This window comes from Enterococcus devriesei (assembly GCF_001885905.1).
Classification (GTDB): Bacteria; Bacillota; Bacilli; order Lactobacillales; family Enterococcaceae; genus Enterococcus_A; species Enterococcus_A devriesei.
In genome coordinates this window covers 366,998-389,040 of the sequence record NZ_JXKM01000003.1, presented here as the reverse complement: position 1 = coordinate 389,040, position 22,043 = coordinate 366,998, and the positions used below count along the sequence as shown (strand labels likewise).

At 42.8% G+C, this 22,043-nt stretch carries 24 protein-coding genes and 1 other annotated feature; of the genes, 21 read left to right on the top strand and 3 right to left on the bottom strand.

Going from position 1 to position 22,043, the window contains the following annotated elements:
* Positions 1-190: 190 nt before the first annotated feature.
* Entirely contained in the window at positions 191-1,030 is an 840-nt protein-coding gene (locus tag RV00_RS06505) for an aldo/keto reductase (RefSeq protein WP_071861791.1), read from the top strand.
* Between the two features lie 143 nt (positions 1,031-1,173).
* On the top strand, positions 1,174-1,485 hold the full coding sequence (locus RV00_RS06500) for a hypothetical protein (RefSeq protein ID WP_071861790.1): 312 nt from the start codon (positions 1,174-1,176) through the stop codon (positions 1,483-1,485).
* 56 nt (positions 1,486-1,541) lie between these two features.
* Here the strand turns inward: RV00_RS06500 and RV00_RS06495 are convergent, their stop codons facing one another.
* Entirely contained in the window at positions 1,542-1,757 is a 216-nt protein-coding gene (locus RV00_RS06495) for a zinc ribbon domain-containing protein (protein ID WP_071861789.1), read from the bottom strand.
* A gap of 207 nt (positions 1,758-1,964) precedes the next feature.
* Here RV00_RS06495 and RV00_RS06490 point away from each other — a divergent pair, with 207 nt between their 5' ends.
* Together RV00_RS06490 and RV00_RS06485 are read left to right on the top strand one after the other, a co-directional pair.
* Positions 1,965-3,260: a putative DNA modification/repair radical SAM protein gene (locus RV00_RS06490; protein ID WP_071861788.1), complete on the top strand. Its 1,296-nt coding sequence runs from the start codon at positions 1,965-1,967 to the stop codon at positions 3,258-3,260.
* A 5-nt stretch (positions 3,261-3,265) separates the two neighbouring features.
* Positions 3,266-4,012: a TIGR03915 family putative DNA repair protein gene (locus RV00_RS06485; RefSeq protein ID WP_084133246.1), complete on the top strand. Its 747-nt coding sequence runs from the start codon at positions 3,266-3,268 to the stop codon at positions 4,010-4,012.
* Here the strand turns inward: RV00_RS06485 and RV00_RS06480 are convergent.
* Positions 4,002-4,373 carry a TIGR02328 family protein gene (locus RV00_RS06480; protein WP_071861786.1) on the bottom strand — a complete coding sequence of 124 codons (372 nt, stop codon included), beginning with the start codon at positions 4,371-4,373 and terminating at the stop codon, positions 4,002-4,004. The genes RV00_RS06485 and RV00_RS06480 overlap by 11 nt on opposite strands.
* 144 nt (positions 4,374-4,517) lie before the next feature.
* Here RV00_RS06480 and RV00_RS06475 point away from each other — a divergent pair, with 144 nt between their 5' ends.
* From RV00_RS06475 to RV00_RS06395, 17 genes are all read left to right on the top strand, one after another.
* Positions 4,518-5,474 carry a cation diffusion facilitator family transporter gene (locus tag RV00_RS06475; RefSeq protein WP_071861785.1) on the top strand — a complete coding sequence of 319 codons (957 nt, stop codon included), beginning with the start codon at positions 4,518-4,520 and terminating at the stop codon, positions 5,472-5,474.
* A gap of 548 nt (positions 5,475-6,022) precedes the next feature.
* Positions 6,023-7,822, top strand: coding sequence for a glycerophosphoryl diester phosphodiesterase membrane domain-containing protein (locus RV00_RS06470; protein WP_071861784.1), 1,800 nt, complete (start codon positions 6,023-6,025; stop codon positions 7,820-7,822).
* A gap of 209 nt (positions 7,823-8,031) precedes the next feature.
* A complete protein-coding gene (locus RV00_RS06465; RefSeq protein ID WP_071861783.1) occupies positions 8,032-8,538 on the top strand; it encodes a dCTP deaminase/dUTPase family protein in 507 nt (168 codons plus the stop codon).
* Positions 8,539-8,564: 26 nt separating this feature from the next.
* Positions 8,565-9,938, top strand: a complete 1,374-nt coding sequence (gene radA / locus RV00_RS06460) for a DNA repair protein RadA (RefSeq protein ID WP_071861782.1) — start codon at positions 8,565-8,567, stop codon at positions 9,936-9,938.
* A gap of 56 nt (positions 9,939-9,994) precedes the next feature.
* On the top strand, positions 9,995-11,149 hold the full coding sequence (locus RV00_RS06455) for a PIN/TRAM domain-containing protein (protein ID WP_071861781.1): 1,155 nt from the start codon (positions 9,995-9,997) through the stop codon (positions 11,147-11,149).
* A 94-nt stretch (positions 11,150-11,243) separates the two neighbouring features.
* Positions 11,244-12,701: a glutamate--tRNA ligase gene (gene gltX, locus RV00_RS06450; RefSeq protein ID WP_071861780.1), complete on the top strand. Its 1,458-nt coding sequence runs from the start codon at positions 11,244-11,246 to the stop codon at positions 12,699-12,701.
* Positions 12,698-12,897 (top strand) — a binding site (T-box leader). Its footprint overlaps the gene before it by 4 nt.
* Positions 12,898-13,246: 349 nt before the next feature.
* Complete coding sequence (gene epsC / locus RV00_RS06445; RefSeq protein WP_071861779.1) at positions 13,247-13,780, top strand: serine O-acetyltransferase EpsC; 534 nt, start codon at positions 13,247-13,249, stop codon at positions 13,778-13,780.
* The gene (gene cysS / locus RV00_RS06440) at positions 13,773-15,182 is read left to right on the top strand and encodes a cysteine--tRNA ligase (protein WP_071861778.1); all 1,410 of its coding nucleotides are present in this window, start codon (positions 13,773-13,775) and stop codon (positions 15,180-15,182) included. The genes epsC and cysS overlap by 8 nt, the downstream gene beginning before the upstream one ends.
* A complete protein-coding gene (locus tag RV00_RS06435; RefSeq protein ID WP_071861777.1) occupies positions 15,182-15,580 on the top strand; it encodes a Mini-ribonuclease 3 in 399 nt (132 codons plus the stop codon). The genes cysS and RV00_RS06435 overlap by 1 nt, the downstream gene beginning before the upstream one ends.
* Positions 15,570-16,403: a 23S rRNA (guanosine(2251)-2'-O)-methyltransferase RlmB gene (rlmB, locus tag RV00_RS06430; protein ID WP_071861818.1), complete on the top strand. Its 834-nt coding sequence runs from the start codon at positions 15,570-15,572 to the stop codon at positions 16,401-16,403. Before RV00_RS06435 ends, rlmB begins: the two co-directional genes overlap by 11 nt.
* The gene (locus tag RV00_RS06425; RefSeq protein WP_071861776.1) at positions 16,403-16,930 is read left to right on the top strand and encodes an NYN domain-containing protein; all 528 of its coding nucleotides are present in this window, start codon (positions 16,403-16,405) and stop codon (positions 16,928-16,930) included. The genes rlmB and RV00_RS06425 overlap by 1 nt, the downstream gene beginning before the upstream one ends.
* 69 nt (positions 16,931-16,999) lie before the next feature.
* Positions 17,000-17,557, top strand: a complete 558-nt coding sequence (locus RV00_RS06420; RefSeq protein WP_071861775.1) for a sigma-70 family RNA polymerase sigma factor — start codon at positions 17,000-17,002, stop codon at positions 17,555-17,557.
* A gap of 302 nt (positions 17,558-17,859) precedes the next feature.
* On the top strand, positions 17,860-19,248 hold the full coding sequence (locus RV00_RS06415; protein WP_071861774.1) for an oxaloacetate decarboxylase subunit alpha: 1,389 nt from the start codon (positions 17,860-17,862) through the stop codon (positions 19,246-19,248).
* Positions 19,249-19,278: 30 nt separating this feature from the next.
* Positions 19,279-19,572, top strand: a complete 294-nt coding sequence (locus tag RV00_RS06410) for an OadG family protein (protein ID WP_071861773.1) — start codon at positions 19,279-19,281, stop codon at positions 19,570-19,572.
* A 14-nt stretch (positions 19,573-19,586) separates the two neighbouring features.
* The gene (locus RV00_RS06405; protein ID WP_246569740.1) at positions 19,587-19,943 is read left to right on the top strand and encodes a biotin/lipoyl-containing protein; all 357 of its coding nucleotides are present in this window, start codon (positions 19,587-19,589) and stop codon (positions 19,941-19,943) included.
* 10 nt (positions 19,944-19,953) lie between these two features.
* Positions 19,954-21,087, top strand: a complete 1,134-nt coding sequence (locus RV00_RS06400) for a sodium ion-translocating decarboxylase subunit beta (RefSeq protein ID WP_071861772.1) — start codon at positions 19,954-19,956, stop codon at positions 21,085-21,087.
* A 125-nt stretch (positions 21,088-21,212) separates the two neighbouring features.
* Positions 21,213-21,458 (top strand): Veg family protein, encoded by a 246-nt coding sequence (locus RV00_RS06395; protein WP_071861771.1) that lies wholly within the window; start codon positions 21,213-21,215, stop codon positions 21,456-21,458.
* A gap of 28 nt (positions 21,459-21,486) precedes the next feature.
* Here the strand turns inward: RV00_RS06395 and mscL are convergent, their stop codons facing one another.
* Positions 21,487-21,939 (bottom strand): large conductance mechanosensitive channel protein MscL, encoded by a 453-nt coding sequence (mscL, locus tag RV00_RS06390; protein WP_071861770.1) that lies wholly within the window; start codon positions 21,937-21,939, stop codon positions 21,487-21,489.
* Positions 21,940-22,043 lie beyond the last annotated feature (104 nt).

Sequence of the window (22,043 nt, the reverse complement as noted above, 5' to 3'; positions counted from 1 at the left end):
TCAATTTGTAGTATACCTCTTTCTTACTTTTTTTTCTGCCGATCTAAGAAAAAATTGCTTACGCTGAGCAGAGAATTTAACAAGGCCAAGAATTTGGTGGTAAGGTGGAATGGTGATGAGAAGATACACTTAAACATGAGTATTTTTTTAACTTGTGGAAGGATAAATAAAAATTAGGAGGAATTTGCTGATGACTGCACCATTGATAACATTGAATGACGGACATTTTTTACCGGCTGTTGGACTGGGAACCTATCAGATCCGAGGAGGTCAAGGGGTGGATCAAGTGTTGACAGCGATCCAAGATGGCTATCGCTTGTTAGACACGTCAACGAATTATGACAGCGAAGGAATTGTGGGGGAAGCGATTCGCCGTTCAGGACTTCCTCGTTCGGAATTTTTTGTAACGACGAAGCTACCAGGAAAATACCACCATTATGCTGATGCCTTAATGATGATTCAAGAATCCTTATTTCGGATGGGCTTAACGTATTTTGATCTGTATTTGATTCATTGGCCATTACCTAAGCGGGGTCTGTATACTGAAGCGTGGCAGGCATTAGTTGATGCGCAAAAGTTAGGCTTGATTCGCTCGATTGGTGTTTCTAATTTTGAGCCAGAGCATTTGGATAAAATTATCGAAGCAACCGGTGTGACACCGGCGGTCAATCAAATCGAGATCCATCCTTACTGGGTCCAAGAACGAATGGTTGCTGAAAATAAAAAACGCGGCATTCTAACAGAGGCTTGGAGTCCGTTAGGCCGCGGCAATGACGCGCTAACGGAATCGGTGATTCAAGAACTCGCAGAAAAATATCACAAGACTCCGGCGCAAATCGTTTTACGTTGGCATCATCAACGTGGAATTGTGCCAATCCCAAAATCGCGCAACTTGCAGCATCAACGGGAGAATTTGACGATATTTGATTTTGAATTGTCACAAACAGAGCTCGAAAGAATCAATCTATTAGAAAAAGCGGACGGTCGAATCGACGATCAAGACCCAAATGAATACGAAGAATTCGAGTAAAAAACACAGCTAAGAACCCTTACAGGTTTTTAGCTTTTTTTGATTCAGTCAAAGCCTATTTATCGAGAAAGACTGCTTTTCATTCAAAAACGCTTTCAATTATGGCATACTAATAATAAACAGAATCGTTGGAGGCGGATTGGATGAAAAAAATTGCAGCGCTTGTTGTTGTGTTAGCAGCCGTTTTACTCTTTTTTTGGTTTGATCAGAAGGACCAAGTCGCGGTCGAACCGACGACGGAGTTTTCACAAACCGAGCCAGAGGAGCGAATGGAGGATTTTTTCACGAATCGCGATCTCAATGAGTTGGAGGCCGTCGTTTATCCAGAGTACAAAGCGTTGATGGATGATTTAAGCGGCGAAGGTGATTTAGTCAGAAAATCAACTCAAAAAGCCTTCGTAGGAGCAAAGGTCAACGAAGAAGATCGCTCTTGGACGGGGTATTTTGAAAAGTAACATTTAACTATAAAAGAAGGGACAAACTCGATGAACGATGTTTGCCCCTTCTTTTTTTAGCTTCCACCCATTAGGAAGTCTAGAATATTCCAACCATCCGACGTTGTTCCGCGATAGAGTTCGGTGTAGCCGCATTGTTTGCAGCTAATAGTCGTGAATTTTTTATTTTGTACATCGAAGATCTTTGCGAAATTTCCCCCCGTTGCTTGGAATTGGTCAGATGTATAATGCTGGCATCCGCACTTGTCACAAACATATTGTTTTCTTTCCATCTTTCATTCTCCTTATCCTTATCTGACAGTACAGCTAACTCATTTCCGACTGGAAAAGTAACGAACAGCTGTGGTTATGTCTAAAAGTATAGCAAATTCTCAAATGACGTCATCCGTCTTTAGAAGTATCTCACAAGAAAATTTTTGACAAAGAAGACTTTCTTTGGTTAAATAAGAACATAGGTTCGATAAAAAGGAGAGCTTTCGATGGAGCTGGAAAGAAAAATTGAAATTTTGGCTGAGTCAGCGAAATATGATGTATCCTGTTCCAGCAGTGGTGTGGAAAATAATACCAGGAAGGGGACGGTAGGTAGTACGCAAGTCTCTGGGATTTGTCATTCCTTTACGCCCGATGGACGGTGCGTATCGTTATTAAAATTATTGTTCACTAATGCCTGCATCTTTGATTGTCATTATTGCATCAATCGAAAATCGAATGCGATTCCGCGAGCGACTTTCACGCCGCAAGAGGTGGCGGATTTGACGATGGATTTCTATATGCGTAATTATATCGAAGGCCTGTTTTTGAGCTCTGCAATTATTAAGAATCCGGACTACACTTGCGAGCTCTTAATCAAGACGCTAAAAATTTTAAGGGAAGAAAAAGGTTTTCGTGGCTATATCCACGTTAAGGCGATTCCAGGCGCGGATGAAAAATTAATCGAAGAACTTGGTTTTCTGGCGGATCGAATGAGTGTCAATGTTGAACTGCCTTCCCGCGAAAGTCTAAAATTGCTGGCTCCAGATAAAGATCCCTTTGACTTATACAAGCCGATGAAGCAGATTACGACGGTAAAAAAAGAACAGGAATTTTTACCCATGGTGCGGAATGCACCAAGTTTTGTGCCAGCCGGACAGTCAACCCAGATGATCATCGGAGCTAGCCCTGAGAGTGATCGCTCGATCGTGAAGATTTCGGAGAATTTATATCAAAAATATCAATTGAAGCGGGTCTATTATTCGGCCTATATTCCCGTCAATCAAGATAATTTATTGCCGGCAGTGACGACAGATCCACCACTATTAAGAGAACATCGCTTGTATCAGGCGGATTGGTTGCTGCGCTATTACAAATTTACCGCGGACGAGATTTTGTCTGAGGACAAACCAAACTTTAATTTGTATCTCGATCCGAAAGCCAATTGGGCGGTCCAAAATTACCAACGCTTCCCCGTTGACGTCCAGACGGCATCCTACGATCAGTTGTTGCGCGTTCCCGGGATCGGGCCGAAAAGTGCGCAAAATATCGTAAAGGCAAGAAAATATTATCGATTGCATCTAACCGATTTAAAAAAATTGGGTATCGTAATCAAGCGGGCGCAATATTTTATCGCCTGTAATCATGAAACGCCTGCCGGATTGATCAAAGATCCGGAATGGATCATCACCTCGTTGATTTCTTCAAAGCAATATGAGGTATTAAAGAAACACAACACGCAATCCACCAGTGAACAGCTATCCTTATTTGATGTGGAACGTTTTGAACATGCGAAAAGTAGGTGAGTTTCATGGAAGAATCCGCGGACCATTGGGAGTATGACGGTAGCTTTTTAGGGTTTATGACCATTGTGGATCGTAGCTTTCGGGAGAAAAAGTTTCCGACACTGATCTTATCACCGGAGACAGCGGTCGAAAATTTATTTTTGGCGGAGTGGATCGAAACCGACGTGCTGAGAGGGAAAAAAATCTATCGCCGTCTGCGTCAACGCTTGCGATCAGAAAATTTTCAATTTATTCAAAATGGTTTTTACGCCACACTAGAGGGGAAAGAACGCTATTTATTAGAAGCGATCGAGATTGCATTACAAACAAAGGATCTATTAGAAAACCATTTAGGGCACCCTGCGATCTTAGCGTTAGCCAAAAGTATTCGGACCCTGCTTGGAGAAAATCATGCATTGACGGGGTTTGTTCGGTTTGAATATGTTGGCGACGTGTTATTCAGCAAAATCCATCCAAAGCACTATGTCATGCCTTATCTTTGTCCTCATTTCGCCGAGCGCTATCCTCAAGAAAAAATCATGATTTATGATGAGACCCATGAACTTTTGGGAATCATTGATCAGGGGGACATCCATTTGATGGAAAATACTAGCTGTCCCGAGTTTTCGGATTCCGGTGATGAACAGGACATTCGCCAGCAATGGAAGACTTTTTTACGAGCAGTGACGATTGATGAACGTGCCAATTATCGGGCTCAACGAAATCATTTACCTTTGCGTTTTCGCGGGGATATGACCGAGTTCAAGGCTTAGTCAAAAAGATGCCTTTTTGCACCAGATTCAGCAGACATTCTGTTAGATAATCTTCATTATGTTCGGGATAGATCGGACGAGTGAGGGCCAATGGCTGGATCGCTACTAAAGGAGATAAGTTTTTCCCACGGTACAGCGGATCGAACCATAAGGAATCAGGCTTGTAGCCACGGCGCTTCATTTCCTCCATAACCAACAAATGAAATTGATACAATTTGTAATAAGGATGAGTGAAAACATAATCCACCGTGGCGTGCTTTTTGCCCCAACCTTTGCCCCGCAACGCCGCAACTTCGCGATGCTGTCCTAATAATTGTTGTCGCGGAAGCGCGGGTATCAGTGCTTCATGCCATAGACGCATAAAAATCCCTCCTAGCTTTCTTTTGATTTTTCCACAATTCAGCTTTAAAGACGAGCGATTTGCTTCACGAATGGAAAGAGATATGTTTTTATGATTTTTCCTTTCTGATTTATAATAGATACAATCAGGAAGTGAGTGAATCAAATGGAAGAGAAAAAAACGCAAGGGTCGATGGCCGTACTGGCTGCGCTGTTAGCGAATATTTTAGTAGCAGTCAGCAAATTTGTCGGCTATATGCTTAGCGGTAGTGCCGCAATGATGAATGAAAGCATCCATAGTGTGGTGGATTGCAGCAATCAAATTTTACTATTATTCGGCAATCGCCGGGCGAATCGGGGCCAAAGTGAGCTGCATCAGTTTGGTGAAGGCCGGGCCAAATATTTCTTTAGTACCATTGTAGCAACAATGCTGTTTTTTGGTGGGGGTGCTTTAGGGATTTGGGAGGCCGTGGAAAAATTGTTCCATCCCAGCCATGAAGTAGAAAATCCTTTAATCATCTTAGCAATCCTCGTTTTCGGGATTCTAGTTGAAGGCAGTTCGTTGCGGGTCGCAATTAAGGAAATTCATGAGCTGAATACGGAAAAGCTGCCGCTATTCCAATTTTTACATGAAAGTCGTCACAGTGAAATCTTGATTATTTTTACAGAAGATTTTTGTGCGGTGATTGGGTTAGTTTTAGCGATTATCGGAACTATTTTAACGATGCTGACTGGCAACCCGATGTTTGACGCATTGAGTGGGTTGTTGATCGGGATGATGCTTTTGTTTGCCTCGATCTTTTTAGCGCGAGAATTTTACAGCTTGATTATTGGCGAAAGTGTCTCAAAAGCAGACCTATTGAAAATTCAAACGGCCTTCAACCGCGAAGAAGTCAAAAAAGTCATTGACATTAAAACGGTGCACTTAGGCCCAACTGAAGTGATGATCGCCGCCAAGATCGATATCGCGGATTCTTACGAAGGCGTCAGTTACGATGTCGTCAATCAGATCGAGCGAGTGATCCGCCAAGCACTGCCAGATAAAAAAGCCTATATTTATATCGAAACCGACGAATTTGATCCCAACTACGATCAAAAACGCCAAACCCAATCGGACACATAACCATTCTGTGCCCGATTATTCTTGTCAGTCCAACTTTTCACAGTTCTTAAATTTCAATTTCAATACTAGGATTTGAATGAAAATAATAGTATAAGCTGTTTAATTGGATGATATGCGTACGAGGATCACCTTTCTTTTTCCGATTTTGAAAAAAGAAAAACCATAAAACGAGTTAGCGGTCAGTCCAACTTTTCGCAGTTCTTAAATTTCAATTTCAATACTAGGATTTGAATGAAAATAATAGTATAAGCTGTTTAATTGGATGATATGCGTACGAGGATCACCTTTCTTTTTCCGATTTTGAAAAAAGAAAAACCATAAAACGAGTTAGCGGTCAGTCCAACTTTTCGCAGTTCTTAAATTTCAATTTCAATACTAGGATTTGAATGAAAATAATAGTATAAGCTGTTTAATTGGATGATATGCGTACGAGGATCACCTTTCTTTTTCCGATTTTGGAAAAAGAAAAACCATAAATCGAGTTAGCGGTCAGTTATGCTTTTCGCAGTTGCTTAAAGTGTTTTATCTTTATTAAGGAGGGATGCAGAGTGTCTTCACTTCGGTTTTTCTTTACCTATTCACGGGAATTTCTGCGTCATTGGGGCAGCTATATTCTTTTGATTGTTGGTACGAATATTGTCTTAGAGATGCTAGTAATTCCTGTGGTCCAATTTTTAGTGGTCTTTATTTTACAACGAGGTAATATTCCTTATGTTTCTAACACAAATATTTTAACGATCATCACGAAGCATCCAGCCGTCTTGATTGCGCTGCTCTTGTTGCTTGCTTTAGTTTTGACCTTAGTTTTTTTACAATTTACGTTTCAATTATTTGGCATCAAAAGTATTCAAACGAAGGAAGATCGGTCGCTGTGGGGGATTTTTAAGCAATCGCTCTATCACATGCGGCATCTACGTCCAGCGACGTTCTTTTTCTTTCTATTTTATTTTCTCTTGATTTTGCCTTTTGCTAATGCAATTTTTCGAACACCTTTATTAAGTAAAGTCACGATTCCGGTTTTTATTTTGGAATATTTGAATGAAAATGTGGTTTTCGCCCTTTTACTAGTAGCGGGTTCGATCGTAGTGTCTTATATCGGAATACGGTTATTATTTGTCTTGCCGCTAATGATTTTCTCTGACGAAAGACCAAAGGCTGCGATTGAAAAAAGTTTAAAACTGACACATCATCGGTTCTGGCACTACGGTTGGCGTATTTTTATTTTGACGATGTTCTTGACCTTTATTTCTTATGTTGGTTACGGATTCAGCTATCTTTGCCAAACAATCTTTGATTTATTGCCCGCACCTTTTCCAGCGGTGGGAGCGATGCTGACTTTGACGAGTATTCAATTTTTTAGTCAATTAATGCTGGCTTGGGCGACAGTCCTTTACTTCAGTATCTTAGTACAAAAATTTTATCCGCTGATAATTAGCGGCGAACGGCCTTTGCGCTTGATTCGTCCGAGTCTTTGGACACGAATCGCAGCCGGAGCATTGTGCCTCTTTTTTGGCGGTTCGATTCTAATCAGCAATGCCCTGTATCTCACTGGTTTGGCTGATGCGATTCCGCTAACCATTTCTCATCGAGGAGTGGATGATGGAAACGGTGTTCAAAATACGATTCCCGCGATGGCTGAAACAATCAAAGAAAAGCCGGATTATATTGAGATGGATATTCAAGAAACCAAGGATCATCAATTCGTTGTGATGCATGATAAAAATCTGAAAAATTTAACTGGGCAAGACAAAACGACCCATGACTTGACCTTAGTGGAATTACAGGATTTGTTTGCGACGGAAAATGGTCATGTGGCACCGGTGGCAAGTTTTGACGATTATTTAGCTTATGCCAATCAGCATCAGCAAAAATTGTTGATTGAAATCAAAACAAGCGCTGCAGATTCGAAAGATATGGTGAAAAATTTTGTCAAAAAATATCAAAAAAATATTTTGACCCACCATCATCGCATTCATTCGTTAGACTATGATGTAGTGGTAGATTTGAAAAAGGAAGCGCCAAAGTTGTTTGTCAGCTACATCCTGCCGTATAATTTAGTATTCCCTCAAACAGTGGCGAATGGTTATACGATGGAGGAAACGACACTGACGAGTGATTTTGTTCAACGAGCCCATCAGGAGAAGAAGAGCGTCTATGCTTGGACAGTGAATGATGCGGATTCAATGGATCGAATGATCTCGTTAAACGTGAATGGCATCATAACAGATGATTTGGGAACATTGAAGAATCAAATCAAAACGTATGAGGAAAAACCTTCTTATGCGAAGCGGATCGAGATGTATATTAATCGGATTCCGGCACTGGATCAACGGATCAGTGAAAATTAATAAAAAAGAAAAAAATTCATTAAATTTACCCAGAGTTTTCGTAAAAGAATGACGAATCCAAAGGCTCACTATGTTAAAATAGCTATATGTTTCACAAAGAACGAGCGTCTTATTTTGACCAGAGTTTCTTTAGGTTTTCGGACGATTCGTTAAATCGTCTGAGCAATGATCAAAAAAGCATTTTTGTTTTTAAAAAAAGGGAGTCTAACATGACAGTAAGAGGGTTTGAAATTACAACCGCATATCAAGCTAAAGGTATCAATTTGCCAATACGGGCAACAAAAAATGCTGCTGGCTATGATTTTGAAGCGGCAGAGGATATCGTTATTCCGGCAATTTGGAAGCAAGTGATCCAACATTTCACGAAAGGCGCAGAAGCTTCAGAGAAAATCCTTAAGCCAGTTTTGGTCCCAACTGGAATCAAAGCTTATATGGGCGAGGATGAGTATTTGCAGTTAGCCAATCGCTCTAGCAATCCGTTGAAACGTTTCATTACCTTAAGCAACGGGATCGGCGTGATCGATAGCGATTATTACAACAATCCTGATAACGAGGGACACATCATGTTCCAATTTTCGAATTTTGGTTTAACTGATGTAAAAATTAAAAAAGGTGAACGCATCGGCCAAGGCATTTTCTTGCCATTTCTTAAAGCGGATAATGACCGGGCTGAAACGCTTAGGACTGGCGGATTTGGTTCATCTGATCAACAATAAAATTTAATCTGAGTGAGGCGAAAGTTTTGGCAAAAAAATCCAAGACGCAATTTATCTGTCAAGAGTGCGGTTATGTTTCGCCTAAATATCTGGGGCGCTGTCCCAACTGTGGCAATTGGAATACGATGGTGGAGGAAATCGAACAAAATCATCCAGAAGATCGCCGCAACCGGGTCAGTTTAACCGGTGAACGAGCACAGCCAACCAAATTAAAAGACGTGGTCTTCAAAAAGGAGACGCGTGTTCAAACGGAGCTCGCCGAATTGAACCGCGTGCTGGGCGGTGGCGTGGTACCAGGTTCGCTCGTCTTAATCGGTGGTGATCCCGGAATCGGGAAGTCGACACTGCTTTTACAAGTTTCGCATCAATTAGCGGCGACTGGCGGTACAGTTTTGTATGTGTCTGGTGAGGAAAGCGCGCAGCAAATTAAGTTGCGGGCAGAACGTCTAGGTTCTAGCGATACTGATTTTTACTTGTATGCCGAGACAGACATGGGAGAAATCAGCCGTACGATTGAAAATCTGAAGCCGGATTATGTGATCATCGACTCGATCCAAACCATGACCCAGCCAGACATTACCAGTGTGGCGGGTTCGGTCAGTCAAGTGCGAGAAACGACCGCGGAATTATTGAAGTTAGCGAAGACCAATGGCATTGCGATCTTTATCGTCGGTCACGTGACTAAAGAAGGAAACATCGCTGGTCCGCGAATGTTAGAGCATATGGTGGACACTGTGTTGTACTTTGAAGGCGAGAAGCACCACAGCTTCCGGATCTTGCGGGCGGTGAAAAATCGTTTTGGTTCGACTAATGAGATCGGAATTTTTGAAATGCGGGAAAGCGGCTTAGTTGAAGTGGCCAATCCTTCGCAGGTTTTCTTAGAAGAACGCTTGGAAGGAGCTACCGGTTCGGCGATCGTCGTCGCCATGGAAGGCAGCCGGCCAATTTTAGTGGAGGTCCAGGCCTTAGTCACGCCAACGGTTTTCGGCAATGCTAAACGGACGACGACGGGACTCGATTTTAATCGCGTTTCATTAATCATGGCGGTTCTAGAAAAACGGGCCGGCCTACTGCTGCAAAACCAAGATGCCTATTTGAAAGCCGCTGGCGGCGTCAAGCTAAATGAGCCGGCGATTGACTTGGCGGTAGCGGTAGCGATTGCTTCCAGCTACAAAGAAAACGGTACGGAGGCCACCGAGTGTTTTATCGGTGAAATTGGTTTGACCGGCGAGATTCGCCGCGTCAGCAGTATTGAACAACGTGTCAAAGAAGCAAGTAAATTAGGCTTCAAAAAAATCTATTTACCGAAGAACAATATGGGTGAATGGACACCGCCGAAGGGCATCGAATTGATTCCAGTGGCGACTTTAGGGGAAACCTTGAGAAAAGTATTTCGTTAATCACGGGTGTGGAGATCTTTCTCCGCACCATTGAATAATTTTTTAGGAGGGATGGCATGCAAAAACGTGTGTTGACAGTGATCGTTACCATTGTTGGGATTAGTTTAGGGATTACCTTATTACCCATAGCATGGTTAGCGGTCGGTTATGCAAACAATATGTGGTTGAATAATTCATTTACGAACGGCCTGATCGGTGCAATTATTTTTTATCTTATTTCTTTGGCGATCGTAGAACCAATCACAGTTGGTGTAAAGAAAATCGAAAAACAATTAAATGAACTGAGCTTAACTTATATTTTATTTGGAGTGGTCGGTGCGATCTTAGGATTGACGCTAGGATTGATTGGTACGACGCCGTTGTATCAAATCCCGATCCCCTTCATTAATAGCGCGTTACCGATCTTGATTATGCTGCTATTAGGTTATTTAGGTTTTCGGATGGGGACGACCCGGATCGATGAATTAAAAAAATTCTTCGGTGGCCGGAATAAAAAAGCCGAGACGAACGATGGAGAAGTGTTAGAACGTAAAGCCGATGATCATTTTCATAAGTACAAGATCTTGGATACTAGCGTGATCATCGATGGTCGAATCTACGATATTGCGAAGACTGGTTTTTTAGAAGGCGTCTTGATGATTCCGAATTTTGTCTTATATGAATTGCAATATATCGCGGACTCTGGTGACAGCTTGAAACGTGTTCGTGGGCGTCGCGGGTTAGATATCTTGAATGCTTTGCAAAAAGAAGAAGGCATCGCTGTTGAAATGTATGATGGCGATTTTGAAGATATTAGCGAAGTCGATAGTAAATTGATTAAATTAGCAAAATTGTTAGATGGTGTGATCGTAACCAACGATTATAACTTGAATAAAGTATCCGAATTTCAAAATGTCGCGGTCTTGAACATCAATGCTCTAGCCAATGCGGTGAAGCCGGTTGTGATCCCGGGGGAAAATATGAATGTCTTAGTCGTTAAAGCCGGAACAGAACGGCAACAAGGGGTCGCTTATTTAGACGACGGTACGATGGTAGTTGTAGAAGATGGTCAGCATTACATGAATGAGCATATCGAAGTCGTCGTGACTAGTGCCTTGCAAACAGCCGCTGGACGGATGATTTTTGCGAAACCAGCCCATTCGAGCCGCAATATCAAAGACGATTCACCTGAAAAGAAATTAGATTATACCAATGATAAGACAGCAAAGTAACGCTGTGACTTTACTAAACAATGGATTGATTGTACAATTTGAGCTATGGAGCAGACGTTTCGTTTGCTAAAAAAGCGGGAAAGAGGAACCAAATATGTCAAAAATTCGTGTACGTTATGCACCAAGTCCAACTGGACACTTACACATCGGAAATGCTCGAACAGCATTATTCAATTATTTATTCGCTCGTCACAATGATGGAGAATTCATCATTCGGATCGAGGATACTGACTTGAAACGCAACATTGAAGATGGTGAAAAAAGTCAGCTAGAAAACTTGGCATGGTTAGGGATCGACTGGGATGAATCACCAGCAAATCCAGGAGAATACGGGCCTTACCGTCAATCTGAACGCAGAGATATTTATCAACCATTGATCGACCAATTACTGGCTAGTAATTTGGCTTATAAATGTTATTGCACCCCAGAAGAATTAGAAGCCGAACGTGAAGCACAACGCGCTCGTGGCGAGATGCCTCATTATGGCGGCAAATGTGCCAACTTAACACCTGAACAACAAGCTGAAAAAGAAGCACAAGGTTTAGAACCAGTGATTCGTTTCCGAGTTCCTCGCAATACTAGCTTTGCTTTTGACGATATGGTCAAAGGCGAAATCAGCTTTGAATCGGATAATGTCGGTGGCGATTTTGTTATTCAAAAACGTGATGGCATGCCAACCTATAACTTTGCGGTAGCCGTTGATGATCACTTTATGAAGATCACACATGTATTGCGTGGGGACGATCATATCGCCAACACGCCAAAACAATTAATGATTTACGACGCTTTCGGTTGGACACGTCCAACCTTTGGTCACATGACGTTGATCATTAACAGTGAAACAGGTAAAAAATTAAGTAAACGTGATGAAAGTATTCTACAATTCATTGAACAATACCGTGAATTAGGTTATTTGCCAGAAGCAATGTTTAACTTCATTACTTTACTAGGCTGGTCTCCAGTTGGCGAAGATGAAATCTTTTCTCAAGAAGAATTGATTAAGTTGTTTGATACAAAACGTTTAAGCAAATCACCAGCAGCCTTTGATCCGAAGAAACTAGAATGGGTCAATAACCATTACATCAAAGCAATGGACTTAGACAAATTAACTGAATTGTGTCTGCCATTCTTGATCAAAGCTGGCAAAGTTGAAGAAAATCCAACACCTGAACGCAAAGATTGGGTGAAACGAGTAGTCAGCTTGTACCAACCACAAATGAGCTACACCGCAGAAATTACGGAAGTCTCAAACTTATTCTTTGAAGAACATCCTGTTTTGGATGATGCTGCTAAAGAAGTTTTGGCTGAAGAAGATGTACCAACGGTATTGAAGGCTTTTAAAGCCCAATTAGAAGCAATGGAAACTGTGGATGCAGCGAATGTTTTGGCTGCGATCAAAGCTGTTCAAAAAGAAACCGGCGTTAAAGGAAAAAAATTGTGGATGCCGATTCGTGTAGCCGTCAGCGGCGTGACCCACGGACCTGAATTACCTGAAACGGTTGAATTATTAGGCAAAGAAAAAGCCTTAGCACATTTAAATCAAGTTATGTAAACACATAGAAGAGAAGAAGTAGCAACGAAGGATTTTTCAGAGAGACTGCGGCCGGTGCAAGCAGTCAAGTCAACCGTTGTGAAATGCATCTCGGAGTGGCCTTAGCGATACGTAGCTAAGGACGATTCACAGACGTTACCTGTTTCAAGGCAAGCAATTGCAAACAAAAGTGGGACCACGTCTAAGCGTCTTTTGAGGAAACTCAAAAGACGCTTTTTTGCGAGTTGGACTTTTCGCAGTGTAATTTTTCAAGATCAAGTTGATATTATTAAAACTAGATATGAAACGAACCGTTTAGTCCAATCGTATGCGCAGTGAAAATCAAATTCATTTTTCTGGTTTTTAGAAAAATGAGTTCATACAAACGAAATAGCTGCCAGTTCCCCTTCGCGTCTTCAGTGGGATTAGTGGAATGGTATGCGAAGCGAGAATCAGAATTATTTTTCGCAGTTTACTTGGTTCAAAAATAAAAAATGAAGGTTGTTACTCAAGGCAAGGCGCAAACGTTGGGAACGTGGCGCCGCTCAGAAAAGGAGTTGAGTTTAATGGGATGGTGGCAAGAAGCGATTGTAGCAGCAAAACGTAATGATCCAGCGGTTCGTTCAGGTGTTGAGGTAGTCCTTACCTATCCGGGTGTCCATGCGTTGTTCTTTCACAAGTTTTCGCATTTTCTCTATCGACACAAGCGGTTTTTGTTGGCACGGATTCATTCGCAATTTTGGCGCTTTTTGACCGGAATCGAGATCCATCCCGGTGCTAAGATTGCTCCCGGTGTTTTTATTGATCACGGAATGGGTGTCGTGATTGGGGAGACAGCGGAAATCGAACGGGACGTGGTATTGTTCCATGGCGTAACTTTGGGTGGAACCGGCAAAGACACCGGCAAGCGGCATCCTACCGTTCGGCAAGGGGCGTTTATTTCCGCCAACGCACAAATTTTAGGACCAATCGAGATTGGTGCAAGGGTCAAAATTGGTGCTGGTGCCGTCGTATTGAAAAGTATACCAACAGATGCAACAGCCGTGGGTGTCCCAGCAAAAGTAGTAAAAATAAATGGAAAGAAGGTTCCTCATGATTAAAATACACAATACATTAACACGAGAGAAAGAACTTTTTAAACCAATCGAAGAAAATAAAGTTCGGATGTATGTCTGCGGACCAACAGTGTATAACTATATCCATATTGGTAATGCCCGTAGCTCAATCGCTTTTGATGTGATTCGCCGCTATTTTGAGTACCGCGGTTATGAAGTGAATTATGTTTCGAATTTTACCGATGTGGATGATAAGATCATCAAAGCAGCAAAAGAATTAGCAGTCACCGCACCAGAGTTGGCCGATCGTTTTATCGCCGCCTTTGAAGAAGACACCGCCGCTTTGAATGTCAAACCGGCGACACTGCATCCTCGAGTAATGGATCATATTCCAGATATCTTGTCCTTCATTGAAGCCTTGATCGAAAAAGGCTATGCCTATGAAGTGGCTGGTGATGTTTATTACCGGACACGGAAATTTGAGCATTATGGTGAGCTAAGCGACCAATCGATTGATGAACTAGAAATTGGTGCTAGCCAACGAACGGGCGTGGAGCAAGCAATCAAAGAAGATCCCTTGGACTTTGCTTTGTGGAAGAGTGCGAAGCCAGATGAAATCTCGTGGGAATCTCCGTGGGGCGCTGGTCGTCCAGGCTGGCATATTGAGTGCTCGGTAATGGCAACGAAGCATTTGGGCGAAACCATCGACATTCATGGCGGCGGCCAAGATTTGGAGTTTCCCCACCATGAAAACGAGATCGCCCAAAGTGAAGCGAAGACCGGCAAACGTTTCGCCAATTATTGGATGCATAACGGTTATGTGACGATTGGTGAAGATGACGCTAAGATGAGTAAATCTCTAGGCAACTTTGTCACGGTTCATGATCTAGTGAAAGAGATCGATCCGCAGATTTTACGTTTCTTTATGGCGACGACTCAATATCGCCGTCCGATCCGTTATAGCGAAACGACGATGAAGGATGCACAAGCAAATCTACAAAAATTGCGCACGGCTTTTGAAAACGCGACTTTCCGTCAAGCGACGGCAGAAAATGAATTAGCTGACGATCAAGCAAAATTAGTTGAACTGCGTACCTTGAAAGATCGTTTTATTGAAGAGATGGACGATGATTTCAATGCAGCCAATGGAATCACTGTGGTTTATGAAGTAGCGAAATGGTTGAATCACTACAGTGAGCAAGACCAAGTTTCGGCGGCGGTCTTGACTGCAGCGTTGGAAGAATTTACGAAGCTTTTGTCTGTTTTTGGCATCGAGTTTCAAACGGCTGGTTTATTAGATGAGGAAGTTGACCAATTGATCGAAGAACGGAATCAAGCGCGGAAAGATAAAAATTTTGCCCGCAGCGATGAGATTCGTGACCAATTGAAAGAACAAGGAATTATTTTAGAAGATACCCCACAAGGTGTCCGTTGGAGAAGAGCCTAATGACTGATTACAAACAATTAAATGCCTTAGCGTTAGCCTACGTAGGCGATGCGATCTATGAAACGTACATTCGCGATCATCTTGTTCGTTCGGGACAAACGCGTCCGAATAAATTGCATCATTTGGCGACTCATTATGTTTCAGCCAAGGCGCAAGCAATGTTGATCCAAAAAATGCTGGAAGATGGTATGCTGACAGAAGAAGAAGCCGGCATTTATCGGCGCGGACGAAATGCGAAAAGCTATACCTCCGCTAAGAATACCGATATCATGACCTACCGGATGTCTACGGGCTTTGAAGCCTTGATGGGCTATTTACATTTATTGGAACAAACAGAGCGTTTAGAAGAATTAATCGCTTGGTGTATCGAGAAAGCGGGTGAAACAATTGAAGGATAAAAAACCACGTCGAAGCAATGATCGTCGGAATCAACGAAAAAATGATCGGCCAAAAGAGCGACGGGTCGAACCAATCGTACCAACGGAATCAGAAGAAAATAATTTTGTCTTTGGTCACCATGCCAGTGTGGAAGCATTGCAAGCTGGCCGCGGTAATAAATTATTTATGCAAGAAGATGCCCACGGCGATAAAATCGATCAGTTAAAAAGCTTAGCTAAAGAGCAAGCTGTACCGGTGAAATGGGTACCAAAGCAAAAATTAGACACGTTAAGTGACGGTGGTGTCCACCAAGGGATCGTTTTAGGCATCACGCCTTATGAGTATTTAACGTTGGATGAGCTACTAGGAAAAACGTCTGCCGAAGAAGCGCCTTTTCTGTTGATTTTGGATAGCTTGGAGGACCCACATAATTTTGGGTCGATCTTGCGAACCGCAGACGCTAGTGGCGTCTCTGGCGTGATTATTCCCAAACATCGTTCTGTCGGCATTACACCGGTGGTGACGAAGGCTTCAACAGGCGCGGTGGAATATGTACCGATCGCGCGAGTGACGAATCTCGCTCAAAGTATCAAGCAATTGAAAGATGCCGGTTATTGGATTTTTGGTACCGACATGGAAGGAACAGATTATCGTCAGTGGAAAGTGACGGGACCGATCGCGTTGATCATCGGAAATGAAGGCAAAGGCATGAGTGCCGGCTTGAAAAAAGATGTCGATGAAATGCTGACGATTCCAATGACCGGGCATGTCCAAAGTCTAAATGCCGGTGTGGCAGCGGGGCTTTTGATGTATGAGGTGTTCCGAAAGCGAAGTGAGCTCTAATGAAAAAGCAATTACTGATCGTGGATGGCTACAATATGATTGGTGCTTGGCCGGAGCTCGTGAGCTTGAAAAATCAAGATCGTTTGGAAGAAGCTCGTGAAGCCTTGCTATTCCGCTTGTCGAATTTCGCGAAATACCAAGGCTTGGAAATCATCATTGTTTTTGATGCGCAATTTGTTCCCGGTGTGACTCAAAGCTATAAGAAATATTTGCTGACAGTGGTCTTTACAGAAGAAGGCGAAACCGCGGATAGCTATATCGAACGGGTCGCCGGAGAATTAAATGATCGGTTGACGCAAGTGACTGTGGCGACTAGTGATTTGGCTGAACAGTGGACGGTTTTTTCTCAAGGAGCCTTACGAACCTCTGCGCGGGAGTTGTATAAAACAGTGCAACAAACCGAAGCTTTGATCGCTGGTGACACCGAAGATACGCATTATCAAAATTTTCGCCGGAATTCTCCTTGGAATAATGCACAATTACAAAAATTGTCGCAAAAATTGGACGAACTTAGTCGAAAAAAATAAATTTTCCGAATATACTCCTCTCTTATTTTAGTTACGTGTATGCTTTTACGTGACGAGAGGGGTGTAAAAATGGAAAACGTTGAGTATCTGGAAACAATTGATAGTATGGTCTTTGAAGAAATGTTTCAACAGTATGTGCCGATCATTTATAAAATGGAGTCTCGCTATCTTATTCGGGACTTTGAACATGATGATTGGTTGCAGGAGGGCCGAATTGCTTTGAACAGTGCGTTGAGGAGCTATCGCACGGATCGCGGAACAACATTCGGTCTCTACTATAAAATGATTCTAGAAAATCGGATTCGGTCACTTTTACGACGTCAGCAGGCGAAGAAACGCCTTGCTCAGCAGCAGGCTGTGTCGATTGAAAAAGTCGGCAGCGAGACCTTCAGCGAATATTTTCACTACCACCAACAGTTGGAGGAAAGTCTTTCAATTAGCGAACTCCTATTGAAGGGCGAAATTACCTTGTCTCAGTTAGAAACGTACGCGCTTTATTATTATATTAGAGGCGAAGAACCTTTTGAGATCGCCAAGCGCTTGGGAGAAACGGAAAAAGCAATTCGTAATGCCTTGAATCGAACCAAGAACAAAATCAAGAAAGAGCTAGCTGCGGAGCTTTCATAAAATGAAAACGGATTCTTTTTAACGACGCCATTAAAATCAAAAATAATAAATCATAGTCCAGATCTGTCGCTAGCAGATCTGGACTATGATTTTTTTTAAGCCGTTTTCGAATATGTTACAATTATTGTATGGAAGCGATTGCGAATAAAAAACTAGCTTCTCCAAGAAAAATAGTGGAGCTAGTGATGTTGATGCCGTAACTAGTCAATTGAAGGATAACAAGTGAAATTGTAAACAAGCGGAAGAATTCAAGGTTAAAAATGGCTGCTGAATAATCGTAGAAGACAAAAGGGAGTAAATGTATGGAAGTGAAGAAGGTTGGTTTTACTGAGACTGTTTTACGAGACGCCCATCAAAGTTTGATGGCGACTCGCATGTCAATTGAAGACATGCTGCCGATTTTGCCGGTATTAGATGAAATTGGTTTCGATTCGGTGGAGTGCTGGGGCGGTGCGACGTTTGACGCCTGTATTCGTTTTTTAAATGAAGATCCGTGGGAACGATTGCGAGTGATCAAAAAAAATATGCCTAAGACGCCGCTGCAGATGCTGCTACGGGGACAAAACATTTTAGGTTATCGCCATTATGCAGATGATGTCGTTGAAAAATTTGTTCAAGCCTCAGCTGAAAATGGGATCGCCATTTTTCGTATATTCGATGCCTTAAATGATTTAAGAAATTTAGAGACCGTATTGCGAGCCGTAAAAAAAACGGGAAAAGAAGCCCAGCTGGTCTTAGCCTACACAATCAGTGAAGTGCATACTATTGATTATTTTGTGGAATTGGCTCAAAAAATGGAAGCGATGGGAGCGGATTCCATTTGCATCAAAGATATGGCGGGAATTTTGACGCCGGTCAAAGGTGCTCAGCTAGTCCGTCGCCTGAAAGCAGCTGTGGAGGTGCCGATCATCGTGCATACCCATTGTACTAGCGGAGTGGCAGCCATGACCTATCAAGCTGTCGTTGAAGCCGGCGCGGATCGGATCGATACGGCCCTCTCTCCTTTTAGCGAAGGAACTAGCCAGCCTGCCACCGAAACGATGGCGATGGTTTTGCAGGAGGAAGGTTACCGTGTTTCTTTAGACTTGGAAAAGCTAGAAGAGGCAGCCGGCTATTTCCGAAAAATCAAAGATCATTATTTGGAGGCAGGTATCTTAGATCCAAAGATGCTATCGCCGGATCCTCGTGCGTTGATCTATCAAATTCCCGGCGGCATGCTGTCTAATATGTATTCACAGCTAAAAAAAGCGAATGCGGTAGATAAGTACGAAGCCGTTTTAAAGGAAGTCCCTCATGTTCGTGCAGCTTTGGGCTATCCGCCATTAGTGACACCATTGAGTCAAATGGTAGGCACACAGGCGGCGATGAATGTAATTACCGGAACGGCCTATTCAATGGTCTCCAATGAAATCAAAGCTTATCTCGCAGGAGAATATGGTAAGTCACCGGTCCCGATTGCGGATGATTTTCGCCGCAGTATCATCGGGGATAAAAAAGTGATGACGGATCGTCCCGCCGATCATTTGAAACCTGAGTTCGCTGTCTTGCAATCAGAGATTGGCTCATTGGCTAAAAACGAAGAGGACGTCTTAATCTATGCGCTATTTCCAAAAGTTGGCAAAGAATTTTTAACGGCGCGCACAACGCCGAAAAAAAATGATTTGGTCATTAAAGTAGCGGGTTTTTTATAAAAAATGATGAGTTGAAATGAGGGGAATTAGATGCACTATTCATTAATAGAGGTTTTAAGATTAACGGTATTTTCGATGGCGGTCGTTTTTCTGATCCTGTTAGGCATCATGGGTTTAATGATGCTCAGTGCCAAGCTTTTCGCTGAAAAGCCAGTCGAAGAGGCACAGACGTCCTTTAGTAAAGAGGCGACTGAGCTATCAACGAAGGAACTATTTACCCAAGACCCGTTAGCCAAAGCTGCGGCGATTATTGCTTTGGCTGAGGCTAGCGGCGAGAAGGACGGGAAAAAATTTAAAATTCAAACGATTAGAAAGATCAAGTAAGCGGAGGCGAAAACATGACGATGAAAAAGTATGAAGTAACCATTGAAGGACAAGTGTATCAAGTGACGCTAAAAGAATTAACCGCTGAGGAAGCGGAGCAAATGCCGCAAACAGCAGCTCCTTCTGCGGATCCCTTGGAAAAGCCGGCGGCCGCTTCAACGGGTTCACCGGTTGTTGCGCCGATGGCAGGTACGATTTTGTCTATTAAGGTGAAGTTGGGAGAAACCGTTAAAAAAGGCGATACCTTGTGTGTGTTGGAGGCGATGAAGATGGAGACACCGGTCTTGGCCCCAGCCGACGGTAAAGTTGCCAGTATTGAAGTTTCTGAAAACCAAACGGTCGAATCCAATCAGCAGCTTTTAGCGATTTAGGAGGTAGCGTATGAGTGAAATAGTCCAGCAATTGATTGATACCTCAGGTTTTGCCAACCTAACCTTCAATAATTTATTTATGATTGTGCTGGCTTGCTTTTTTCTTTATTTAGGAATCAAGAAACAGTACGAGCCGTATCTAATGATTCCGATTTCTTTTGGAATCTTATTGGTGAATCTGCCGTTGGCTAATTTGATGGCTAGCGGCTCGGATGGGACACCAGGAGGCTTATTATATTATCTTTATCAAGGAACCAATTTAGGGATTTATCCACCGTTGATCTTTTTATGTTTAGGGGCATCAACGGATTTTGGTCCGTTATTAGCTAATCCCAAAACGATTTTGTTAGGCGGTGCGGCACAATTTGGGATTTTTGCGGCTTTCTTCTTAGCGGTAGTTTTAGGCATGACTCCTAACGAAGCCGCCTCGATTGGAATCATCGGTGGGGCAGACGGACCGACGTCGATCTTTTTGACGACTCGCTTAGCTCCTCATCTGCTTTCGGCGATCGCTTTAGCCGCTTATTCGTATATGGCGCTGGTGCCGATCATTCAGCCGCCGATCATACGTTTATTAACGACAAAAAAAGAGCGGCAAGTGCAAATGAAGGAAGCTCGGAAAGTCAGTCAAAAGGAAAAAATTGTTTTTCCAATCATCGTCACGATCTTCGTTAGTCTGCTCGTACCGAGTGCGACGACCTTGATCGGGATGCTGATGCTAGGAAACCTGATTCGTGAATGCAAGCTGGTACCGAAATTGACAGACGCTTTACAAAACTCATTGATGTATATTGTGACGATTCTTTTAGGTGTTACCGTCGGTGCAAAGGCGGACGGTGATATCTTTTTGTCGGTCACGACCTTAAAAATTATTTTCTTAGGCTTGCTGGCTTTTTGTGTCGGAACGGCAGCCGGGGTACTGTTAGGGAAGGTAATGTATCGTCTTAGCGGTGGGAAAATCAATCCGATGATTGGAGCCGCCGGAGTCTCAGCGGTCCCAATGGCTGCGCGAGTTGTACAAAATGAAGGACAAAAAGAAAATCCCCATAATTATCTGCTGATGCATGCGATGGGGCCAAATGTCGCTGGAGTCATCGGTTCGGCGGTGGCAGCGGGTGTGCTGCTGGCCTTTTTTGGTAGGTAAGGTCTTTAGGGAGAAAAACGCCTTAGGATCATCGTTTTGTTCGAGAATAATTTGCAAATTATTTTATCTTATGATACATTGAAAAGTTTTGGATTTGTGCTATAATGTATGTTGAGGTGAACTGTATGCCAACAACTTTAGCGACTATCAAGAAAAACTTGGAAGATCGTATCGGCGCTCCAATTATGCTTGTAGCTCAAACGGGACGTAAGCGTCAAACGCAACGTAAAGGGATTTTAACTGAAACATATCCTTCCGTCTTTGTTGTCGATTTGGACCCAGAGGAAAATTCTTTCGAACGTGTTTCATACAGCTATTCCGATGTATTGACTCGCACAGTAGAGATCGAATTTTTAAGTGAAGCAATTTAAAAACCATGGAGCGTTCGCTCCATGGTTTTTATTTGTCTTCAGTTTGGTCGAAGTTTTCTCGCGTGGCTTTTTTTTGTTCGACTAAGAGGTCGCGAATGTCCGCTAAGTAATCTTCGGCCGTCGGCATTTTAACTTCTGGAACCACTGCTTCTTCCTCTTTGGTACCTTTTTCTTTGGCTTTATTAGCCGCTTTGACGATTAGAAACAGCACAAACCCGGTAATCACAAACGTAATCAGCGCACTGACCACATCTCCAAAGGCAAAGGTAACGCCTTTGACTGGCTTCCAGTCTAATACAGACATCGCTTCGTTTAAATCTTTTCCTTTAGTAAACAACGAAACGATCAGTCCTACCAATGGTGTGATCAAGCCGTTCACCACGTTGGTCACGATTGCCGTAAAGGCAGTCCCAATAACGACACCAACTGCTAGATCAAGGACATTGCCTCGCATCAAAAATTCTTTAAATTCTTTAATCATCGTGTCACTCCCTATCTTAAATAATATTCCCGCCTGTTTCCGCCAGTGCTTTTTCCAAGTAGGTTTTCTCATAAAGCTCGGTACATTGGCTCGGCATCATTTTC

Bases quoted from the DNA above. Each gene is read 5' to 3' on its own strand.
- RV00_RS06490 (WP_071861788.1), top strand. From the start codon at position 1,965: ATGGAGCTGGAAAGAAAAATTGAAATTTTGGCTGAGTCAGCGAAATAT.
- RV00_RS06480 (WP_071861786.1), bottom strand. From the start codon at position 4,373: ATGCGTCTATGGCATGAAGCACTGATACCCGCGCTTCCGCGACAACAA.
- RV00_RS06435 (WP_071861777.1), top strand. From the start codon at position 15,182: ATGACTGATTACAAACAATTAAATGCCTTAGCGTTAGCCTACGTAGGC.
- RV00_RS06500 (WP_071861790.1), top strand. From the start codon at position 1,174: ATGAAAAAAATTGCAGCGCTTGTTGTTGTGTTAGCAGCCGTTTTACTC.
- RV00_RS06455 (WP_071861781.1), top strand. From the start codon at position 9,995: ATGCAAAAACGTGTGTTGACAGTGATCGTTACCATTGTTGGGATTAGT.
- mscL (WP_071861770.1), bottom strand. From the start codon at position 21,939: ATGATTAAAGAATTTAAAGAATTTTTGATGCGAGGCAATGTCCTTGAT.
- RV00_RS06465 (WP_071861783.1), top strand. From the start codon at position 8,032: ATGACAGTAAGAGGGTTTGAAATTACAACCGCATATCAAGCTAAAGGT.
- RV00_RS06415 (WP_071861774.1), top strand. From the start codon at position 17,860: ATGGAAGTGAAGAAGGTTGGTTTTACTGAGACTGTTTTACGAGACGCC.
- gltX (WP_071861780.1), top strand. From the start codon at position 11,244: ATGTCAAAAATTCGTGTACGTTATGCACCAAGTCCAACTGGACACTTA.
- RV00_RS06495 (WP_071861789.1), bottom strand. From the start codon at position 1,757: ATGGAAAGAAAACAATATGTTTGTGACAAGTGCGGATGCCAGCATTAT.
- RV00_RS06400 (WP_071861772.1), top strand. From the start codon at position 19,954: ATGAGTGAAATAGTCCAGCAATTGATTGATACCTCAGGTTTTGCCAAC.
- cysS (WP_071861778.1), top strand. From the start codon at position 13,773: ATGATTAAAATACACAATACATTAACACGAGAGAAAGAACTTTTTAAA.
- RV00_RS06475 (WP_071861785.1), top strand. From the start codon at position 4,518: ATGGAAGAGAAAAAAACGCAAGGGTCGATGGCCGTACTGGCTGCGCTG.
- RV00_RS06395 (WP_071861771.1), top strand. From the start codon at position 21,213: ATGCCAACAACTTTAGCGACTATCAAGAAAAACTTGGAAGATCGTATC.
- RV00_RS06505 (WP_071861791.1), top strand. From the start codon at position 191: ATGACTGCACCATTGATAACATTGAATGACGGACATTTTTTACCGGCT.
- RV00_RS06420 (WP_071861775.1), top strand. From the start codon at position 17,000: ATGGAAAACGTTGAGTATCTGGAAACAATTGATAGTATGGTCTTTGAA.
- RV00_RS06485 (WP_084133246.1), top strand. From the start codon at position 3,266: ATGGAAGAATCCGCGGACCATTGGGAGTATGACGGTAGCTTTTTAGGG.
- RV00_RS06425 (WP_071861776.1), top strand. From the start codon at position 16,403: ATGAAAAAGCAATTACTGATCGTGGATGGCTACAATATGATTGGTGCT.
- RV00_RS06405 (WP_246569740.1), top strand. From the start codon at position 19,587: ATGACGATGAAAAAGTATGAAGTAACCATTGAAGGACAAGTGTATCAA.
- epsC (WP_071861779.1), top strand. From the start codon at position 13,247: ATGGGATGGTGGCAAGAAGCGATTGTAGCAGCAAAACGTAATGATCCA.
- RV00_RS06410 (WP_071861773.1), top strand. From the start codon at position 19,279: ATGCACTATTCATTAATAGAGGTTTTAAGATTAACGGTATTTTCGATG.